Raw genomic sequence first — 14,056 nt, forward strand, 5'->3', positions numbered from 1 at the left:
TAGCTATAGCAATTATTGATGGCATGGAAGCTAGAAGTTTAAAGGGTGGATATGACCTTGAGCGTCTTATATTTAATTGCGCCTAGCTACTTACCCCTGCTTTTAACAAAGTGACAATTTGAAATCCGGGTAATGCAATTGTCATGCCAAATACTCCAGCCGTGCTTCTTCAGGGATAATCCGAGCTTAATTGTATTTTAAATACATTTCCTTGGGCAGATGAAATTTAGATGATATCAGGTTCGGATAATCACTTCTGCTGACTCAAAAACCAAAAGTAAGCTAAAATTCAAGCAGAGTAAGCATTTCCCGCTCAGAAACTCCCCATGTTTGATAACCTGCAAACCCAAATTTACCAACTAGAACAATTTGCCAACAGTCTCGTTTCTAACCAACTGACACACCTTAGCGTGGTGAGTATTGGTATCATCTTTGCAGCTGGTTTGCTCACCAGTCTCACACCCTGTATGCTTTCCATGCTGCCAATTACCATTGGTTACATCGGCGGTTATGAAGCTAAAAGCCGACTCCAAGCAGCTGCCCAATCAACTTGGTTTGCTTTAGGATTAGCAACTACATTGGCAGGAATGGGGATCATAGCAGCTTTTGTCGGAAAAGTCTATGGTCAAGTGGGAATTGGTTTGCCGATTATCGTCAGCATTATTGCTATTCTCATGGGGCTGAACTTATTAGAAGCACTACCTCTGCAATTTCCATCCTTGGGCGAAACGAATTGGATTTCGCCAGATTTACCAGCCGGATTGCGTTCTTATTTGCTGGGGCTGACTTTCGGTTTAGTCGCATCCCCTTGTAGCACACCTGTTTTAGCTAGTTTGTTGGGTTGGATTGCCAATACACAAGACTTAATTTTAGGTGCTGTTTTGCTACTTTCTTATACAGCAGGTTATGTAGCACCATTGATTTTGGCGGGTACTTTTACAGCTTCAATTAAAAAGTTACTAGAATTGCGTCGCTGGTCTGGTTGGATTAACCCAGTTAGTGGGGCGCTGTTGGTAGGATTCGGTGTATTTTCCTTAATTTCTCGGATTCCCCTCGGCAGTTTTTAATCTCAATACATTTGTTATATTTTATACATGATGACTTTAGAAGATTCGGCGTCAAAAGAATTAAAATGGTGGGCAGTACCTGGGCAGTTCTTACGACAAGAGCTTTTGCCTGTACTGACTAACTTACGATTAGCGATCGCACTACTGCTCTTGATTGCAATCTTTAGCTCTACTGGTACTGTAATTGAGCAAGGTCAGTCACCCGCATTTTACCAAGCCAACTACCCAGAACATCCAGCTTTATTTGGTTTCTTAACTTGGAAGGTAATTCAGGTAGTTGGGTTAGACCACGTATATCGTACTTGGTGGTTTTTAGCATTACTCATTTTATTTGGCACCAGCTTAACGGCTTGTTCATTTACCCGACAGTTACCAGCCTTAAAAGCTGCCCAACGCTGGAAATATTACGAAGAACCACGGCAATTTCAAAAGTTAGCTTTAAGTGCAGAACTAGATACTGGTTCCCTGAATTCTCTGAGCGAAATATTACAGAAACACCGCTATAAAATTTTTCTAGATCGAGAAAAAGAAAATCTCCTTTACGCCCGCAAAGGAATAGTCGGACGCATTGGGCCAATTATCGTTCATATTGGCATCGTCGCTATTTTGCTAGGGGGAATTTGGGGGGCGATGACTGGGTTTCTCGCTCAGGAAATGGTTGCTAGTGGCGATACATTTCAAGTGACAAATATTGTTGATGCTGGCCCAATAGCCGCCAAAATCCCGAAAGATTGGTCTGTGCGCGTCAATCGTTTTTGGATTGACTACACTCCATCTGGTGGCATCGATCAATTTTATTCGGATATGTCTGTCTTGAATAATCAGGGAAAGGAAATTGACCACAAGAAGATTTTTGTCAACGAGCCTCTGCGCTATCATGGCATAACTTTCTATCAAACTGATTGGGGAATTGCAGGTGTTCGCGTCCAATTTAACAACAGCCCGATTTTTCAGCTTCCAATGGCGCAATTGAACACCAACGGTAACGGGCGCATTTGGGGAACCTGGGTTCCGACTAAACCGGATTTGAGTGAGGGTGTCTCACTGTTAGCGAAAGACTTGCAAGGGATGGTATTAATTTATGATGCCACTGGCAAACTTGTTGATACTGTCCGCGCTGGGATGTTCACCGAAGTAAATGGTGTGAAGCTGAAAATTCTGGATGTCATTGGTAGCACTGGCTTACAAATTAAAGCCGATCCAGGTATACCAATTGTTTACTCAGGGTTTGGTTTGCTAATGCTGGGTGTGGTGATGAGTTACTTTTCTCATTCGCAAATATGGGCATTGCAAAAAGGCGATCGCTTGTATGTGGGTGGCAAAACTAATCGCGCTCAAGTTGCTTTTGAACAAGAGGTTTTAGAAATTTTAGATCGGTTGAGTTCACAGCCAAAAGCTGAGGAAAAAGAGACGGCGATTGAAGTTTAAACCCATAGGCGCTTCGCCTTCCCGCAGGGTAGGGGCGCAAAAGAAATCGCAGAGGTACGCAGAGGATTTCTTTGCGTACCTTTGCTTTTCCAAGTTATTTACAATCAATTACGCCTACACAGCTACAAATTAGGAAATTACTAGAGGTATTTATTAAACATTGAAACAAAAAATTTCTATGTCTGCCAAGCTTCCATCTCAGGGACGGGTTTGCCTTCTACCTTTAATCGCTATCTTGTTAAGTATTGCTTCTTGCGCTGCCGAGCAGAAAAATATAAAGCGTGTTTCCCTTGTTGGTACTGGGGCAAGTTTTCCCGCACCTTTGTACGAGCGTTGGCTTTCAGATTACAACCAGCAAAATCCCAATGTGGAAATTAACTATCAAGCTATAGGAAGCAGTGCTGGAGTGCAACAACTCATTGAAGGTACTGTAGATTTTGCAGCTAGTGATGTCGCAATTACAAGCGAACAAGCGGCCAAGATAAAACGGGGAGTAATCGCTTTGCCAATAACTGCTGGTTCTATTGTCCTAGCTTATAATCTCAAACCAGTTGCACAACAGTCCTCTCAAGTCAATGTGCCAAATGCTCTAAGGCTACCACGCCAAGTTTACGTAGATATCTTTCTCGGAAAAATTACGAATTGGAATCATCCTAGAATAGCCGCAGCTAATCCAGGTGTAAGTTTGCCCGATTTACCAATTCAGGTTGTACACCGAACAGATGGTAGTGGAACTACAAGCGTGTTAACGCAACACCTAAGCGCCATAAGTCCAGAATGGAAAAGCAAAATTGGGGCTGGTAAATCTGTAGCATGGCGAGTAGGAATTGGTGGAAAGGGTAACGAAGGTGTTACCGCCCTGATTCAACAGATACCAGGAGCTATTGGCTATATAGAATACATTTACGCCAAACAAAATAAGCTTCCTGTGGCTGCTTTAGAAAATAAATCTGGTAATTATATTACACCGACACCAAAATCAGTAGCACAAACTTTAGAAGCAGTGAAATTACCAGATGATAACTTGATTGCTTTTATCACCGATCCTACAGATGCTCAGTCATATCCTATCGTCACTTACAGCTGGCTTTTAACTTATCACCAATATCCCAACCGAGTCAAAGCTCAAGTGCTGAAAAATTTTATCAATTGGGCTGTGATTGACGGGCAAAAATCCAGTTTGGAACTTGGATATATTCCTTTGTCTAAAAAAGTTGTGCTTCAAGTGCAATCTGCCGTGAAGAAGATTGCTGAATGAAGCTGATTAATGCCATCTGCATCCATCAATGATAATGTTACTTTTGGTGACGCACTTCAACCACAGTATGTACATTCCCACGAGGCGTGAAATCTGCTTTCACCGTGACTTCCAACGGATCGCAAGCAGCCACAAAATCATCCAAAATTTGATTGGCAGATTCTTCGTGGGAAATGTAGCGATCGCGGTAACTATTAATATAAAGTTTAAGCGCCTTCAATTCCACTACCCGTTCATCAGGTACATAGCTAACATAAATTGTCGCAAAGTCAGGATAACCGGAAAACGGACATTTACAAGTAAATTCCGGCAAAGTAATGTTAATGTCATATCGCCTCCCTACACGCGGATTCGGAAAGGTAATTAATTTACCTTCTGCAATGTCGCGTTCGCCATACTTCATTTCTTGGCTGGTTTGGGATGTACTTTCAGATAATTTATCAGTTGTCATTTCTTATTTGTCACTTGTCATTTGTCATTTGTCATTTGTCATTTGTCATTTGTCATTTACTCCCCCTGCCCCCTGCCCCCTGCCCCCTGCCCCTCAATACTCTTCCTTCTCCCAGTCTGGACAATTCTCATCTTCACAACCGTGGGGATACATAGCACAAACTAATAAATTACCACCATAAACTTGACCGTGGTAGTGACTACAACCGATACAGGCAGGATTTTTTTCAGATGTGGGTTCAACTGAATAAGGAAAACCTGGATCTACATCTGCTACAATGTCTTCCAGTTCCCAGTAAGCTTCTAACATCGGTTCAGCTAAATCCTGTAGATACTGATCGACTTCATTAATAATATTATTGTGTACTTGCTCGCTGACTTCTTCCGTTAGCTCAAAAAAGGCGTCTACCACTTCACTCATTCCCAGGAAGAAGCGCTCTACTTCATCAGCCACTGTTTCGACGATTTCTACTAAATCCTTTTGCCACTGTTCCATAAACTTGACACCTTTGCAGGCTATAAACAGGACGCTTTGTGTTATCTGGCTTGAAGCACTAAAATATACACTAAGCAATGTATCTTATCAAGTTTTATCCGAAGTGTCATGTCAAAATGCCACTTATTAATGATATTTTGCTCAAACAATACTTTTTACCGATCGCGTTGCAATCGTTTTAACTCGTCTTGCAGGTTTAGCACTTCTTGGCGCAATTTATCTACATTTTCATCATTTGACGCCTCTTTCACCGTTGGCTCTTCATCTTCCTCTAAAATTTCAATGCGGCGAGGTTGAGAAGGGGGCGTTTCTGGTGAGGCTACACCAGATGGTTGAGCTTGTTGGGCTTGCTTCATCATATCTTCAACGAAGCGGCGAGCTTCTTCTGTGTTCATTTCGCCCTTGGCCACCATTTCATCTGCCAGTTTTTGGACTTGCGATCGCACTTCGGCTAATTTTCCCCCTGCTTTCTCACCCGCGTAAGAAGCTAATCCAACACCGAGGTAAAAAGCTTTTTGAACAATATCTCCAAAACCAGGCATTGTTGCTAACCGCTCCTAAAAATAGGGCGACCCGGAGACTAAGCCTACCACAAGCCTCCCGTGTTGCTGCTACCTTCCGGTTCTGACAAGATTTGGGTGTTGCGATCGCATAGATCCAGGTCTTATATAAGCATAACATTAAAATTCAGTAAGTGTGTGTTATTCCATTACAATTCGCCATTCATAAAGCTGATAGTTGACGCAGCCGTGTTTCACCAAGGGGTCATCAGCTACAATCACTTCTGCTTCCTGCTTTGAGGCTGCCTCAAACAGCAACATCCCGCCTCTTTGCTCTGCCCAATAGCCTGTTCGCGCTTTGTGTCCTTTAGCAATCAAATCCTGAATGTAGGCTTTGTGGGCAGGTACATATTGGTCAAAGGTAGGTTTATCGACTTTGCCTTCTTCAATTTTTACAAACCACGGCATTAACTTCTTAACTCCAGTTACAACAGACAGTCTGCTTTAGTTATGACTATTTTTGAGTAGCATTTGAGTAGCAATATAGACGAACTATGGTGATTTCCTAATTAATATAGATAGAGATATGAGCCGTTTTTTTGTTGCCCTCCTACCACCGCAAGATATTCAAGACTATGCCAACGAGATTAAGCAGTACTTTGCCGATCGCTATGCTAGTAGCGGGGCGCTAAAGTCTCCGCCTCATATTACCCTGCAACCACCCTTTGAATGGGCAGATGCTAACTTGCCACTGTTAGAAGCATCCTTGAAAGAGTTTGCTAGTGGACAACAGCCAGTGGCAATTACACTTAAAGGGTTTGATGCCTTTGCGCCTCGTGTAATATACATTAATGTTGTCATAAGTCAAGAGCTTTTAACTTTGCAAGCTGATTTAATGGCTCATACAGAAAGCAACTTAGGAATTGTTGATAAGGTTTCTAAAACCCGCGCTTTTGCACCCCATTTAACGGTTGCATTTCAGGATTTAACGAAGCAGAACTTTAAAGCTGCTTGGCCAGAATTTGAAAATCGTCAGTTGCATTTTGAGTTTACTGCTGACAAATTAACCTTGCTGCTTCACGACGGGAAGCGCTGGAATATTAAACGAGAGTTGGCTTTTTTCTCTGGTAGTAATTGAGGGATGTTTTTGTGATGGACGCTGGCGCTGTTTGATATTGTAGCTAATTTTGTTTTGGATTAATTGGTGATTTATATATTCTCTAGTCATGGGTGCTATCGAGAAAAGATTAGCATTATTATCTACTAAAGAGCGCTCTTGCAAAGATTCTAAAGCATCTAGTAATTGTGGTGTTGGTATAGTAGGTGAGATTTGCGATCGCAGTTCTGAAAGTGAGGCAGGCTGAGAATTACCTGCTAACCACTCAATAATCATATTTTCTGTATATGACACGCGTTTAAAATGCTCTTTTAAAAGCTGGTTAATCTCTCCAAAAACTAATGTTTTTTGGTTTAAAAACTCCGAAATATTACCATCAAATAATTTATCAATTTTGTTAAAAGCTATATTTAATACCAATGGATTACCGACATAGCTCTCAATGAGTTGATGCAAATCACCTGTTGAACCCCAAAAAGCACCTTTAGTTTTAAAGATTTCTTCTACTTCTGTGATTTGTAAGCCTTTTAGTTGCAATGCTTTAACAGGTAAGTTTTCTCCTAGCAGTCGTCTAATTACTCTCGGCGTTTCCTGACTTGTAAGCACTAAGCAACTTTGATGAAGTGTTTGTGCCACTCGTCTGATAAGTTCGCTATAATCTTCATAACCTTGATGATAGTATCCAATATCATATTTACCTAAAGCATTTTGTAAAATTGTCTCTAGATTATCTAATATCAATAAACAACGAGCATTTTTTAAATAATGAATCAACTGGGAAATTCTGCCGTCTAAAGTTTTTGATAAATTAGTTTCCTGCCCTTTGGATAAAAGTTTAATTAGATCGGCTAGCATATCTTTTACTGGTGGAGCATTGCGGAGACTGCGCCAAATTACAAACTCAAACTTATCTTGAATTTGCTCTGCTAGCTTTACTGATAAGCTAGTTTTGCCCATCCCATCCATACCTAACAAAGTCACTAGTCGGCAGTGTTCTTCGAGAATCCAGTGTTTTAGAGTTGTTAGTTCTGTTGTGCGTCCTAAGAATACAGAGATATCAGGTGCTTCGCCCCAATCAGTTAAATTTTGGATTGAATATTGATTACTGATTACTTCATCAGTCCGAGGTAATTGATAATCACTTGATTCAAGTAATAAATTAAAAGCCCTGAAACAGGTGTTTAGAGTTTGCTTGTCAACTCCTACTTCGCAATGAAATACCTTCATCAGTGTATCTGGATCTAAGCCAGTGCGATCGCTTAAATCTTCCAAAGTGTAACGTTTATCTAAGTTTTCCCAACTTTGTGCCTGACATTTCGCCGTTTCAAGTTTCTGAAATCCTTGAGGTGTAAGAATAACACCCCGTTTGCGCCTGCGTTGTAGTGGATTCATTATTGTCCCTTAAGTTTTGTACGTACACTCATAAAGTAATAGTCAGTAGTTAGCGCCTGTAATATGCCGCCAAAATATTTACTTCACTTAAGAGGGTGCTACAAAGATGAGATATGCTTTTCCTGAAATCAGGTTTGTTAAATATTATGAATATTAGAAATATGAATGTAGAGACGTAGCAGTGTTACGTTTATACAAAGGTTATGGATAACGCAGATTTAATTTCACCAGATATCTATTGTGACTGACGATGCATTTTTTGCAGAACTGCCAGAGATAAATTAAAAGTTTTGCTGAGGTTGTTGGTAGATGAAATCCTTGCTGAACAAAGCTTTGGAAAATTGCCGACCAAAAAGTTTTAAGTTTATTTCTTAAGTTCCTTAACTTCGGTTGTGAGCGCAGAGCTACACGTGCAAAATACAAAAAGTTTTCCAATTCAGAAATCCAGTGAAAAAGTTAAATCGTATTTTAATAGTTCTCCTCACCTTTATTCTTTGGCTAGGCGGGCTGAGTCCGGCTTTAGCTGATAACAAAACAGTATTAGGTGTAACCACCCTTTACAGTACCCCAGAACAACAAGGACAAGGAGTTACGGTATATAAAGATATACTTCAATACGCAATTGCTACCCCTTTCGCTCCAGATTCTCCGATTCCTGCTACTAAAGAAGAGTTTGATAAAACACTAGTACCACAACTGGTTAAAGCACTTGGAGATGGTTCTATTACGAAAGCTTGGTTCGACTTCCAAGCTGCAAAAGCTGAAAGTACTGGCAATAAATTATTTAGTGTTGATGCTCCTGTGGGAGAGAAACTATATAGTGTAGTAGCTGGAAAACCTTTGCAGCAATGTCCTCTAAAAATTCAAGATACTCAGATTGATTTATTTCTAGATTCAGACAATGCAGCTAAAAGAGCTAAAGAACTAGATGCCCAAGGTTATTTTATCTACGTTTCTCCTGTTGAGGAATTACGCAAAAAAGTACTTGATGCTCTGTACGATCAATATAGCAGTGGAAGTAATAATCCATCTTGTTTCTTAGTTAATGGCACTACTAAGAAAATTACAGTTGATTTCCAAAATATTTATACTTTACTTCCTTCTCAATTGCAGCAGCCAGCGAGGGAAAAACCACTCGTTTTCTTACCTAAGAATGAAAATGAGTTTTTATACGTTGTCAACGCCAGAGAGTCAGTTAGCTAGGATTCCACCAGATTATACCAATTCAAAATTCAAAATTCAAAATTCAAAATTAAGAAAGCCAGATAGAACAAAGGTTTGGGGTATGTATCTGTCGCATTCTTTTTTCAAATTGGGATTAATTTTGATAAGTTCGTAGTGGGTACAGTAGGGGCGCGCAGATGTGCGCCTTGAACACGTAGTATCATTAATAGTTGAGAATAAGCGATCGCATCTCTTTCTTTTTCACTGTCTGTAGTCGCATACGCCGAACGTCTCAAAGAGTTGCAGCTTGTCGTCACACATCGCTTAACTTTCGGAACGCCTTGCCAACAAGAAATGTTAGATTTATTTATTCCTACTTACCTAATTTTTGTAAAACAAGATACATTAAATGGTAGTTTAGTCGCAAAGGAACCAAAACGTATGGCCGTTAGTAGCCCTGAAGTCATCCGTCATATATTGATCGGATTGGGATATTTAGCTCCTGAGATTGATCCTAAGCCGGATCTCACTAAATTTGCTCCCTGGAAGCGGAATAACAACTTTTTGACAGACGATCCTACTGAAGAAGCGATTAAAAAGTTTCAGAAACAGTACTCACAAAAACTTACGGTTAATGGTAACGCTGATGCAGAGACTCGAACTGTAATGGAAGATACAGTCAAAGGGCTTCAGAATAGATTGAAGTTTCACGGTTTTGCAACCAATGCTGAAATTCCAAAAGACTTGCCTTTTTATGGGCCAGCTACTTATACAGCAGTCAAGAAATTTCAGAAATCTCAGGGTTTAACTGAAAATGGTATTGCTACTTTTGAACAGCGTCAAATTCTACAGCAATCTAGTCTAACAGATAAGCCCCAGCCCCAGTCACAAGTCAAGCTGAGAGATTTGTGTTTCCAATTCCAAAAGAATCCTCAAAATCCTTCTTACATCGCAGCATTAAATAATTTACAACAAAATTTACCCAAGGATGTTTTACACAAAGTTACTAACAAATGGAGGGGGACAAACGATCAAAATCCTGAGATTGTCAAGCTGACGAATCTGTTTACTTATTATGATGACAATAATGCAAACCATCGTGATGCACTAAATCACTTACAAAGTCAGCTGACCCCAGCCATCTCTCAAACATTTTTAAATCTTTGGAATAAGAAGTAACAAATGGGACTTTGCATCTGATACCAATTCAAAAAATGTTTACGACAGACAGATAAGCCCACCCGCGCTGACGCCCACCCCTTAGTAAAAGCAGCAGGATTGGTGAGATGTATTATCTATGTGTTGCATTCTTTTTTAAAATTGGTATGACATACGAGAATTAAAAGCCAGGTTTCCAATCTCTGCTGAGTAGGAAACCTAGTTTTTTAACAATTCTGAATTCTGATTCAATACTCAATTCCCGGTTGTGCTTTCACACCTTGATCGCGGAAAGGGTGCTTAACTAGGGTCATTTCAGTTACTAAGTCAGCACGCTCAATTAAAGCAGGTGGTGCGCCTCTACCTGTGAGAATAACGTGCTTGTTAGCAGGTTTTTGTGCCAAACCTGCTAAAACGTCTTCTACTGGTAAGTAAGCCATTTTGAGGGCGATATTGATTTCGTCTAACAATACCAGTTGAAAGTCTGGATTGCGGATGTATTCTAATGATTTTTCCCAGGCGGCGCTAGCTTTATCAAGATCGCGATCGCGGTCTTGAGTTTCCCAGGTAAAGCCTTCGCCCATTGCATGAAATTCTATCTGGTCTTCCCAATAGCTGAAAACCCTTTTTTCGGAAGGTTCCCAGCTACCTTTGATGAATTGGACGATCGCTACTTTATACCCATGACCGAGCGATCGCAACACCATCCCCAAAGCCGCAGTGGTTTTACCCTTACCATTACCAGTATTTACAATAATTAACCCTTTTTCTGGTACAGCTTCTGCTATGCGCTTATCTTGTACTTCTTTGCGTCGCTGCATCTTTTTGCGGTACTGTTCATCAGTCAGAGATGAAGACATTACCTCATCAATCAAGCGCCCAATTTCTTGGTCTGGGTTCAATTCTCGCGGTGTATCGTTTTTCATCAAGCTTGTCTAGAAATAACTGTTAAAAGTGTTGAGTATGAACCAAAATCGCCTTACTTATCCAATTTCACTTAAATTACTTGATTGAAAATATCCAGTAAGTTTTCATGTGAAATATTAATCCTGTGTTAGCTTTATTAATGATTTGCAGACAAGTATGGAAATATATATGATATACAAGCTGAACTTATAATTTGAGTTTACTATTACTGTTTTAAATAAGTTAATATGTTCATTAAAGCACTTTATCAGTAAAAATTTATTATTATCTCCTTTGGTACAGTTATGAGTTAGACTACCAACCAAGTGCGCTGCTTTAACTGTCAGGGATATGATATCTGATATTAGGAGTTATGCATATTATGGATGTTGTTGTTTCCATTTTTCCCATAAAGGCTGTGTATCCTCTGGTTGGCCGTCATAATTGAGCGATTCGTCTGAAATTATTACCCATGACTGGGCACTGCGTGTCCAAATGTTACCCACTGGGCGTAACCAACTTGTATCATCTAAGGTTCCAGCTTTGACATTGATAGTATCTGGCTTGTAAGCCCTTTCATGGAACAATCGCGTTCCGCAGTCGCCACAGAAAAGGTTATTTACTTCACGTCCACTATCATTTTTTCGAGTCCAAGCTTTCGGTTTTCCCTGAACAATCACAACAGCATCTCGTAGTACTGTGAGAGACATTCCAAAAGCACTAGACGATTGCTTTTGACACTCCTTGCAGTGACATAGGTAAAGGGTTAACGGTTCGGCATGAATTTTATAACGAATCTGTCCACATTGACAACCTCCAGTATATGGAAGACTCACAGGTTTTCTCTCCTGACAATTTGTATTGCCTTATTGTAACTAAAACTATCTCATACCAATTATCTGTGAAACTGTACATTATTTTGACTCCTCTCAACCTCTCCTTAGCAAGGGGAGGTGTCGCAGGTGGTGGGGTTCTTTCTATGGGTGTTTATAAAGAATTGGTATCAATCTTAAAGTGGGTTTCAATAGACACAAACAGAAGACATAGAGATACGAAAAAATTTTCATTATCTACACTTCCCTAAATCCTCCTCATTCTTCATTTTCATCCAATTCATCATCCTCACTCCAATACTGTTGAGGTGCATTTCCGTGAACTTCTAAAATCTTCGGTTTCTTGGTTTTGCTATCAGATGGACTAATTGCTTCTAACTGCACATCAAATTTCCAGTTATCACCAAAATCATAAAGATAGGTCATTTTTCCACCCGGTTCTAGAGATAAATCACCAATCTGCACTTGGTCGGCAAATGGGGGTGTTTCCATGTAGGCATGACCGATTTTTATGATGCGACCAAAATGGTCTTTATAACTAAACTCATACAGGTGATCGTAATCAAAGTCAAAAGCATCGAGAATTATCTCTGCTAGCCAGCTTAATGGTTTTTTTGCTGGTATGGCAATGCGTCGCCAAGCCTTAAAAAGGGATACTTTGAAAATATAAATACCATCAGTGAAGCCTTGCTTGGGAACAAGTAAATTCTGCTGCCATTCTGGAAAAAATGGTTGAAAATGTGACTGCAATTTTCCAAAATTAACATTCACATCATCCTGTAATTCTCCTCGTATACCTAATGGAAAGAGGAATTGCAACAGAGCATCACCAAAGGGTAAGCGTTGTAAACTAGTAATGCGCCACCCCTTGCCTTCTTGTGGTTTACCATGTTTGATAGATAATAATCCAAATAACTCTAACAGGGCAATATTATGCAGTCCAGGATAATAACTAATATTGTTTTGATCTTCATATTTAGGAAAATTTAAACCTTTATCTGGAACGCGAGGCCAAAGTTGAATACATCTAAATAAATTCCCTAATGAATCTTGATGTTCGCCTAAAACTTCGTTATTTCCCCAAATCAACCAGGCTTCTAATAAGTTGAAATAGCGTTCGGTTGGATTGAGGCTTGACCATGATTGCAAAGTTGCTGTGTCTAAAACTAAAAACTGCTTCTTCCCTTGGGATTTAATTTGGGCTATTCCAGAACTGCGTAATAACAGATATAGTCCATTAATGTAGGGGTATGATTTCTGTACGGGGCGTTTGAGTTTAGTTTCAATTGGGTGACTTAACCGAGAATTAACTTCTGATAGTACTTTTAGCTGTAGAAGGTTATTAACACTACTAACTTCTACTCCATTTGGTTGTAAGAAATCTATCAGAGTTTGAAAGTCATGCAGAATCGTACCGGGTTGATTTTCATCAATACTGAGTTCTTGTAGGAGTTTTTGTTGTGACTCTGTTAGGGAAGGCAGTTCAGGATTGAGTGTGCGTTCTAGTCGCGCAAATAAATCTTCCATAAATAAAAATTCTAAATTCTAAATTCACAATTTCACCTTCTGTGTAACCTGTTTTATTTCTACTATTACTACAGAGTTTCTCCTGATAAACATTGAACTGCAAAGTGTCACAACAGGACTATCAACATCGTAAGTTTAATGAAATGTGAATGATAATATTTTCACCTTTTACTTGACAATCCCAGGAATTTGATATGAATAGTAACACTCGCTTACAGATGATTTTGGCTGATACACGTATTAATACAGTATTAAGAGCGATCGCTCAACTAAATCTACCTAACTGGTGGTTAGCAGGGGGTGCAGTCCGAAACACCGTTTGGTCTTCAATTTTTGGCAATGACTGTGGGTTAGGTATTAAAGATTTTGATATTGCATTCTTTGATATAGAGGGAAACCGTTCCCAAGAACTAGCAGCAAAGGCGACTCTCACAGAACAATTTCCTGATGACGAGTTTGATGTCAAAAATCAAGCCAGTTTTGCTCGCTGGCGTCTTGGTAGCAAACCTTATACTAGTACAGAGGATGGCATCATAGATTGGCTGCACACCGCTACGGCTGTGGGAGTTCGACTAAATACCCAAGGACAATGGCAATTTTTCACACCTTACGGGTTGGACGACCTATTTGATGGCATTATTCGACCTACGCCAACGCATACTCATAACTTAGATGCCCAGAATAAGGCATCTGGATTTTTACGGAAGTGTCCTTATCTGCGCTTGGTGTAGAAAGTTACAATAAAATCAGTTTAGCCATT

At 39.9% G+C, this 14,056-nt stretch carries 15 protein-coding genes and 1 other RNA gene; 7 read left to right on the plus strand and 9 right to left on the minus strand.

From position 1 onward, the window contains the following. Positions 1 to 326 precede the first annotated feature (326 nt). From V7K41_RS04755 to pstS, 3 genes are all read left to right on the plus strand, one after another. Positions 327 to 1,067, plus strand: a complete 741-nt coding sequence (locus tag V7K41_RS04755; protein WP_334845990.1) for a cytochrome c biogenesis protein CcdA — start codon at positions 327 to 329, stop codon at positions 1,065 to 1,067. Positions 1,068 to 1,097: 30 nt separating this feature from the next. Next, complete coding sequence (locus V7K41_RS04760) at positions 1,098 to 2,495, plus strand: cytochrome c biogenesis protein (protein WP_334846106.1); 1,398 nt, start codon at positions 1,098 to 1,100, stop codon at positions 2,493 to 2,495. Positions 2,496 to 2,673: 178 nt separating this feature from the next. After that, positions 2,674 to 3,753, plus strand: coding sequence for a phosphate ABC transporter substrate-binding protein PstS (pstS, locus tag V7K41_RS04765; RefSeq protein WP_334845991.1), 1,080 nt, complete (start codon positions 2,674 to 2,676; stop codon positions 3,751 to 3,753). A 37-nt stretch (positions 3,754 to 3,790) separates the two neighbouring features. On the opposite strand, the gene queF is transcribed toward pstS, so the two are convergent. The 5 genes from queF to V7K41_RS04790 form a co-directional block, all read right to left on the minus strand. Beyond that, positions 3,791 to 4,204: a preQ(1) synthase gene (queF, locus tag V7K41_RS04770; RefSeq protein ID WP_334845993.1), complete on the minus strand. Its 414-nt coding sequence runs from the start codon at positions 4,202 to 4,204 to the stop codon at positions 3,791 to 3,793. Between the two features lie 93 nt (positions 4,205 to 4,297). Next, entirely contained in the window at positions 4,298 to 4,699 is a 402-nt protein-coding gene (locus tag V7K41_RS04775; RefSeq protein WP_334845995.1) for a hypothetical protein, read from the minus strand. 155 nt (positions 4,700 to 4,854) lie between these two features. Continuing rightward, positions 4,855 to 5,241 (minus strand): phasin family protein, encoded by a 387-nt coding sequence (locus tag V7K41_RS04780; protein WP_334845997.1) that lies wholly within the window; start codon positions 5,239 to 5,241, stop codon positions 4,855 to 4,857. Positions 5,242 to 5,266: 25 nt separating this feature from the next. Beyond that, positions 5,267 to 5,363: signal recognition particle sRNA small type (gene ffs, locus V7K41_RS04785), an RNA gene on the minus strand. Between the two features lie 37 nt (positions 5,364 to 5,400). Continuing rightward, complete coding sequence (locus tag V7K41_RS04790; protein ID WP_334845999.1) at positions 5,401 to 5,667, minus strand: YciI family protein; 267 nt, start codon at positions 5,665 to 5,667, stop codon at positions 5,401 to 5,403. Positions 5,668 to 5,785: 118 nt separating this feature from the next. Between V7K41_RS04790 and V7K41_RS04795 the strand changes: the two genes are divergently transcribed. Continuing rightward, entirely contained in the window at positions 5,786 to 6,337 is a 552-nt protein-coding gene (locus tag V7K41_RS04795; protein WP_334846001.1) for a 2'-5' RNA ligase family protein, read from the plus strand. Here V7K41_RS04795 and V7K41_RS04800 read toward each other — a convergent pair. Next, positions 6,263 to 7,708: an NB-ARC domain-containing protein gene (locus tag V7K41_RS04800; RefSeq protein ID WP_334846003.1), complete on the minus strand. Its 1,446-nt coding sequence runs from the start codon at positions 7,706 to 7,708 to the stop codon at positions 6,263 to 6,265. The genes V7K41_RS04795 and V7K41_RS04800 overlap by 75 nt on opposite strands. 447 nt (positions 7,709 to 8,155) lie before the next feature. Here V7K41_RS04800 and V7K41_RS04805 point away from each other — a divergent pair, with 447 nt between their 5' ends. Both V7K41_RS04805 and V7K41_RS04810 read left to right on the plus strand, forming a co-directional pair. Further along, entirely contained in the window at positions 8,156 to 8,911 is a 756-nt protein-coding gene (locus tag V7K41_RS04805; protein ID WP_334846005.1) for a hypothetical protein, read from the plus strand. A 261-nt stretch (positions 8,912 to 9,172) separates the two neighbouring features. Next, on the plus strand, positions 9,173 to 10,051 hold the full coding sequence (locus V7K41_RS04810) for a peptidoglycan-binding domain-containing protein (RefSeq protein WP_334846007.1): 879 nt from the start codon (positions 9,173 to 9,175) through the stop codon (positions 10,049 to 10,051). Between the two features lie 227 nt (positions 10,052 to 10,278). Here the strand turns inward: V7K41_RS04810 and cobO are convergent, their stop codons facing one another. From cobO to V7K41_RS04825, 3 genes are all read right to left on the minus strand, one after another. Next, positions 10,279 to 10,956, minus strand: a complete 678-nt coding sequence (gene cobO, locus V7K41_RS04815; RefSeq protein ID WP_334846008.1) for a cob(I)yrinic acid a,c-diamide adenosyltransferase — start codon at positions 10,954 to 10,956, stop codon at positions 10,279 to 10,281. Positions 10,957 to 11,316: 360 nt separating this feature from the next. Next, positions 11,317 to 11,772, minus strand: a complete 456-nt coding sequence (locus V7K41_RS04820) for a GFA family protein (RefSeq protein ID WP_334846010.1) — start codon at positions 11,770 to 11,772, stop codon at positions 11,317 to 11,319. A 255-nt stretch (positions 11,773 to 12,027) separates the two neighbouring features. Then, positions 12,028 to 13,296, minus strand: a complete 1,269-nt coding sequence (locus V7K41_RS04825; RefSeq protein WP_334846012.1) for a plasmid pRiA4b ORF-3 family protein — start codon at positions 13,294 to 13,296, stop codon at positions 12,028 to 12,030. A gap of 194 nt (positions 13,297 to 13,490) precedes the next feature. On the opposite strand from V7K41_RS04825, the gene V7K41_RS04830 reads away from it, so the two are divergent. Next, positions 13,491 to 14,027: a nucleotidyltransferase family protein gene (locus V7K41_RS04830; RefSeq protein ID WP_334846014.1), complete on the plus strand. Its 537-nt coding sequence runs from the start codon at positions 13,491 to 13,493 to the stop codon at positions 14,025 to 14,027. The last annotated feature ends 29 nt before the right edge of the window (positions 14,028 to 14,056 follow it).

This window comes from Nostoc sp. (assembly GCF_036917415.1).
GTDB lineage: Bacteria > Cyanobacteriota > Cyanobacteriia > Cyanobacteriales > Nostocaceae > Nostoc.

Excerpts from the sequence above, each read along its gene's own strand:
- V7K41_RS04825 (WP_334846012.1), bottom strand. The coding sequence starts at position 13,296 with ATGGAAGATTTATTTGCGCGACTAGAACGCACACTCAATCCTGAACTG.
- pstS (WP_334845991.1), top strand. The coding sequence starts at position 2,674 with ATGTCTGCCAAGCTTCCATCTCAGGGACGGGTTTGCCTTCTACCTTTA.
- V7K41_RS04780 (WP_334845997.1), bottom strand. The coding sequence starts at position 5,241 with ATGCCTGGTTTTGGAGATATTGTTCAAAAAGCTTTTTACCTCGGTGTT.
- V7K41_RS04800 (WP_334846003.1), bottom strand. The coding sequence starts at position 7,708 with ATGAATCCACTACAACGCAGGCGCAAACGGGGTGTTATTCTTACACCT.
- cobO (WP_334846008.1), bottom strand. The coding sequence starts at position 10,956 with ATGAAAAACGATACACCGCGAGAATTGAACCCAGACCAAGAAATTGGG.
- V7K41_RS04760 (WP_334846106.1), top strand. The coding sequence starts at position 1,098 with ATGACTTTAGAAGATTCGGCGTCAAAAGAATTAAAATGGTGGGCAGTA.
- V7K41_RS04775 (WP_334845995.1), bottom strand. The coding sequence starts at position 4,699 with ATGGAACAGTGGCAAAAGGATTTAGTAGAAATCGTCGAAACAGTGGCT.
- V7K41_RS04755 (WP_334845990.1), top strand. The coding sequence starts at position 327 with ATGTTTGATAACCTGCAAACCCAAATTTACCAACTAGAACAATTTGCC.
- queF (WP_334845993.1), bottom strand. The coding sequence starts at position 4,204 with ATGACAACTGATAAATTATCTGAAAGTACATCCCAAACCAGCCAAGAA.
- V7K41_RS04830 (WP_334846014.1), top strand. The coding sequence starts at position 13,491 with ATGAATAGTAACACTCGCTTACAGATGATTTTGGCTGATACACGTATT.
- V7K41_RS04790 (WP_334845999.1), bottom strand. The coding sequence starts at position 5,667 with ATGCCGTGGTTTGTAAAAATTGAAGAAGGCAAAGTCGATAAACCTACC.
- V7K41_RS04795 (WP_334846001.1), top strand. The coding sequence starts at position 5,786 with ATGAGCCGTTTTTTTGTTGCCCTCCTACCACCGCAAGATATTCAAGAC.